The organism is Streptomyces sp. NPDC005485 (genome assembly GCF_040606085.1).
Classification (GTDB): domain Bacteria; phylum Actinomycetota; class Actinomycetes; order Streptomycetales; family Streptomycetaceae; genus Streptomyces.
The window spans coordinates 1-3,817 of sequence record NZ_JBEXDZ010000295.1 but is presented as its reverse complement, the minus strand read 5'-3'; the positions used below and the strand labels follow the sequence as shown (position 1 = coordinate 3,817).

Annotated in this window: 3 protein-coding genes; 2 read left to right on the top strand and 1 reads right to left on the bottom strand. The window is 70.1% G+C overall.

Going from position 1 to position 3,817, the window contains the following annotated elements; translation table 11 throughout:
• Window positions 1–138 precede the first annotated feature (138 nt).
• Window positions 139–1,578 (bottom strand): NADP-dependent phosphogluconate dehydrogenase, encoded by a 1,440-nt coding sequence (gene gndA, locus ABZS97_RS43545; protein ID WP_356149466.1) that lies wholly within the window; start codon window positions 1,576–1,578, stop codon window positions 139–141.
• Between the two features lie 507 nt (window positions 1,579–2,085).
• Here gndA and ABZS97_RS43540 point away from each other — a divergent pair.
• On the top strand, window positions 2,086–3,222 hold the full coding sequence (locus ABZS97_RS43540) for a SagB/ThcOx family dehydrogenase (RefSeq protein ID WP_356149459.1): 1,137 nt from the start codon (window positions 2,086–2,088) through the stop codon (window positions 3,220–3,222).
• Window positions 3,219–3,817, top strand: a 599-nt coding sequence (locus tag ABZS97_RS43535; RefSeq protein WP_356149456.1) for an alanine racemase, incomplete at its 3' end; no start/stop codon positions are given. The genes ABZS97_RS43540 and ABZS97_RS43535, both read left to right, overlap by 4 nt.

The window sequence follows — 3,817 nt, the reverse complement described above, 5'->3', positions numbered from 1 at the left end:
CCGGGGGCCCGGCGCGCCCCCCGCGCCACCGTCATGCGGCATGACTAGGGGGTGTTGTGAAAGTCCCGGGCACAGCACCCACGGCGCCCGGCACGCACCGAACACCGCGGGCACCGCACAGGACTTTCAAAACACCCCCTAGCTCTCGACCTCCGAGCGGTCCCCGCCCCACAGCGTGTGGAACGAGCCCTCGCGGTCCGTACGGCGGTAGGTGTGCGCCCCGAAGAAGTCCCGCTGGCCCTGGGTGAGGGCGGCGGGCAGACGCTCGGCGCGCAGGGCGTCGTAGTAGGCGAGGGCCGCCGAGAAGCCGGGCGTGGGGACACCCTGGCGGGTGGCGGCGACCAGGACCTCGCGCCAGTCGTCCTGCGCGGCGGCGATCTCCTGCGCGAAGGTGTCGTCGGACAGCAGGCTCGGCAGGTCGGGCCGGGCGTCGTAGGCAGCCCGGATCCGGTCGAGGAACGCGGCGCGGATGATGCAGCCGCCGCGCCAGATGGAGGCGACGGAGCCGAGGTCGATGTTCCACTCGTACTCGTCGCTGCCCGCGATGATCTCGTGGAACCCCTGGGTGTACGACACGATCTTCGAGGCGTACAGCGCCTGCTCCACGCGGTCGGCGAACGCGGCCGCCTCCGACTCGCCGAGCGGCGACGCCTTCGGCCCGGCGAGCCCGCTGGAGGCCTCGCGCAGCGCGGCGTGTCCGGACAGCGAGCGGGCGAAGACCGCCTCCGCGATGCCGGACACCGGCACGCCGAGGTCGAGCGCGATCTGCACGGTCCAGCGGCCGGTGCCCTTCTGCTCCGCCCGGTCCTGGACCACGTCCACGAACGGCTTGCCCGTCGCCGCGTCCACGTGGGAGAGGACCTCGGCGGTGATCTCGATGAGGTAGGAGTCGAGCCGGCCGGTGTTCCAGGTGCGGAAGATGTCCGCGATCTGCGCGGGGGAGTAGCCCGCCACGTCGCGCAGCAACTGGTACGCCTCGCCGATCAGCTGCATGTCGGCGTACTCGATGCCGTTGTGCACCATCTTCACGAAGTGACCGGCGCCGTCGGGCCCGACATGGGTGACACAGGGCGAACCGTCCGCCGCCTTCGCGGAGATCTTCTCCAGCATCGGGCCGAGGGATTCGTACGACTCGGGCGAGCCGCCCGGCATGATGCTCGGTCCGAGCAGCGCGCCCTCCTCGCCGCCGGAGACGCCCGTGCCGACGAAGTGGATGCCCTGATCGCGCAGGGAACGCTCCCGGCGGCGGGTGTCCGCGAAGTGGGCGTTGCCCCCGTCGATGATCATGTCGCCCGGCTCGAGCAGCGGCGCGAACTCCTGGATGACCGCGTCGGTCGGCTCACCGGCCTTCACCATGATCACCAGGCGGCGCGGGCGCTCCAGCGCCGCCACGAATTCCTTGGCGGTCTCGGCCGCGACGAACGTGCCCTCCTCGCCGAACTCCTCCACAAGAGCGTGCGTCTTCGCCGCCGTGCGGTTGTGCACGGCGACCGCGTATCCGTTGCGGGCGAAGTTGCGGGCGAGGTTGCGCCCCATCACCGCGAGTCCCGTGACGCCGATCTGGGCTGAAGTGCTCATACCGTGGCTCCTATAGCTCTGGAATCGGTGGTGCGTGTCGTGCGTGTGCTGCTTGTCCTGCATGTGCCGCGTGTCGTGCTGTTCGTACGTGTGGCTGTCGCGCCGGTCGTGCCTGGAAGTATTGCCCCACCGGCCATCCTGGCCTGCCGTGGGGTTGTACGCAGAAGAACCCCGGGAAGCCTCAGCGGTGCGGGGCCCTCGTTCAGCGGCTGGTTTCGGCCATGCCCGTGACTGCCGGGAGCGGCAACTCGGTGCGGCGCACCGGCAGGATGCCCCCAATCGGCAGCTTTCTTCAGCAGGCGGAATCTTCTCCATTCGCTCTGGACATGACATCCGTCGTTCAACTAGCGTCTGCCGCATCCCGAAATTGCATTCTCGACGAAATGGAGTCCCCATGCGTGAGGGAATTGAAATTGAATTCGAGGACACCGCATTCGAGTCCTTGATCGAGGACGAGTACGCGGCCGCCCAGACCTGTCAGATTCCTACGGCCGCCTGATTCACGCCATGCGCCTTCGCGTATCACGCCTCTGCGTCTTCTTCTGGCGCAATGGGCAGTTGGTCTGCGACGATCCGGTGCGGCACCGCCAACTGGCACTGAGTTCCGGTGCCCGGCGGTTGCTGCACCGGTTCGCGGACTGGACCGACGCCGAGTCCGCCGAAGACACCGGGTCTTCGCTCATCAGACAGCTGGTCGAACGAGGTGTCCTCGTCGAGGAGGGTTCCGCGGAACATCTCTTCGAAGAGCGGCGGGGACCGTGGGCGCAATGGGGAACCGCGGCGACGTATTACCACCTGGCGAGCCGCAATCTCCACGACGAGAAATTCGCCTCCGCGGCCGAGGACACCGCATGGCTGCGCGAAAGCCTGCCGGATCGTCCGCAGCCGTCGGCCGTCAAGGAATACCCGGACGCCGAGCGCATTCTGCTGCCGCGCGGCGACGACACGCTTCTCACGGACACCGACCTCGCTCACGTATTGCGCACCCGACGCTCCACGCGCAGATTCGACGCCGGCCGGCCGGTGACCGAAGGGCAACTGGCCTCCCTGCTGCGCTGGGTCGGTGGCCCGTTGCACGAGGTACGGCCCGAGGGCTTCCAGCCCGCCATGCTCAAGGCGAGCCCCTCGCCCGGCGCCCTGCACGCCCTGGAGATCTACCCGGTGGTGCTGAACGTCGAGGGCGTCGCCCCCGGGATCTACCACTACCACTCCGCCGCCCACGCGCTGGAGGCACTGACACCGGGTGCCGTCGACCGCCAGCGGATCGTCGAATGGTGCGGCGACCAGACCTACCTCGGCGACACCGGGGTGCTCCTGCTGTACACGGCGGTGCTGGAACGTACGGCGTGGAAGTACCGCACCGGGCGCGTCTACCGCACCCTCTTCATGGAGCTGGGCCACTTCAGCCAGACCGCCTACCTCGTGGGCACCGCGCTCGGCCTCGGCATGCTGTTCACCGCGGCGACCCGGGACGCCGCGATCGAGGACGCCCTCGGGCTCGACTGGACGAAGGAGATCCTGTTGGGACTCAACGGAGTCGGCATACCCGCCGAGGACGAGGCCGACCGCCAACGGGCGATGCTTTCCGGCGGACCCACGGGCTTCTCCTTCGCCAGGGACGCGTGGGACGGACGCGACGCATGAACCGTCCCGGCGCATTCGCGGCGCGCGGCGATTCCGCGGCCGACGCGTACGGCGCGAACGACGTCCCTCCCGTCGTGGCGGCATACGTCGACGTCGAGCGCCTGGAGCGCAACCTCCGGCGCTTTCACGGCCTCGCCGCCGCGCACGGTCCGGTCGTACGTGCCCATGTGAAGGCCCACCGCACGGTGGAGATCGCCCTGCGGCAGGCACGGGCGGGCGCCGTCGGCATCGCCGTGAACCAGGTCGCCCAGGCCCGGCAGTACGTGGCCGCGGGCATCACCGACGTCGTCATCGCCCACCCGTGGCGCGACCCCTGGCGCTGGCCGCTCATCGCGCGGCTGGCCCGGGACTGCCGGGTCGCGGTGCACGTCGACCGCCCGGAGTCCGTCGCAGGGCTCGCCGCGGCGGCCGCCGCCGAGGGCAGCGTCGTCGGCATCCGGATCCAGTTGGGCACCGGCGACGACATCACCGCCACACCCGACGGCGACCTGGTCGACCTCGCCCGCGCGGCTGCTGCCGCCCCGGCCCTGCGGCTCGACGGCATCACCGGCTACCAGGCCCTGACCACCGCCGAATCCGCCGCGGACCGCGCCGC

Bases quoted from the DNA above. Each gene is read 5' to 3' on its own strand.
- gndA (WP_356149466.1), bottom strand. From the start codon at position 1,578: ATGAGCACTTCAGCCCAGATCGGCGTCACGGGACTCGCGGTGATGGGG.
- ABZS97_RS43540 (WP_356149459.1), top strand. From the start codon at position 2,086: ATGCGCCTTCGCGTATCACGCCTCTGCGTCTTCTTCTGGCGCAATGGG.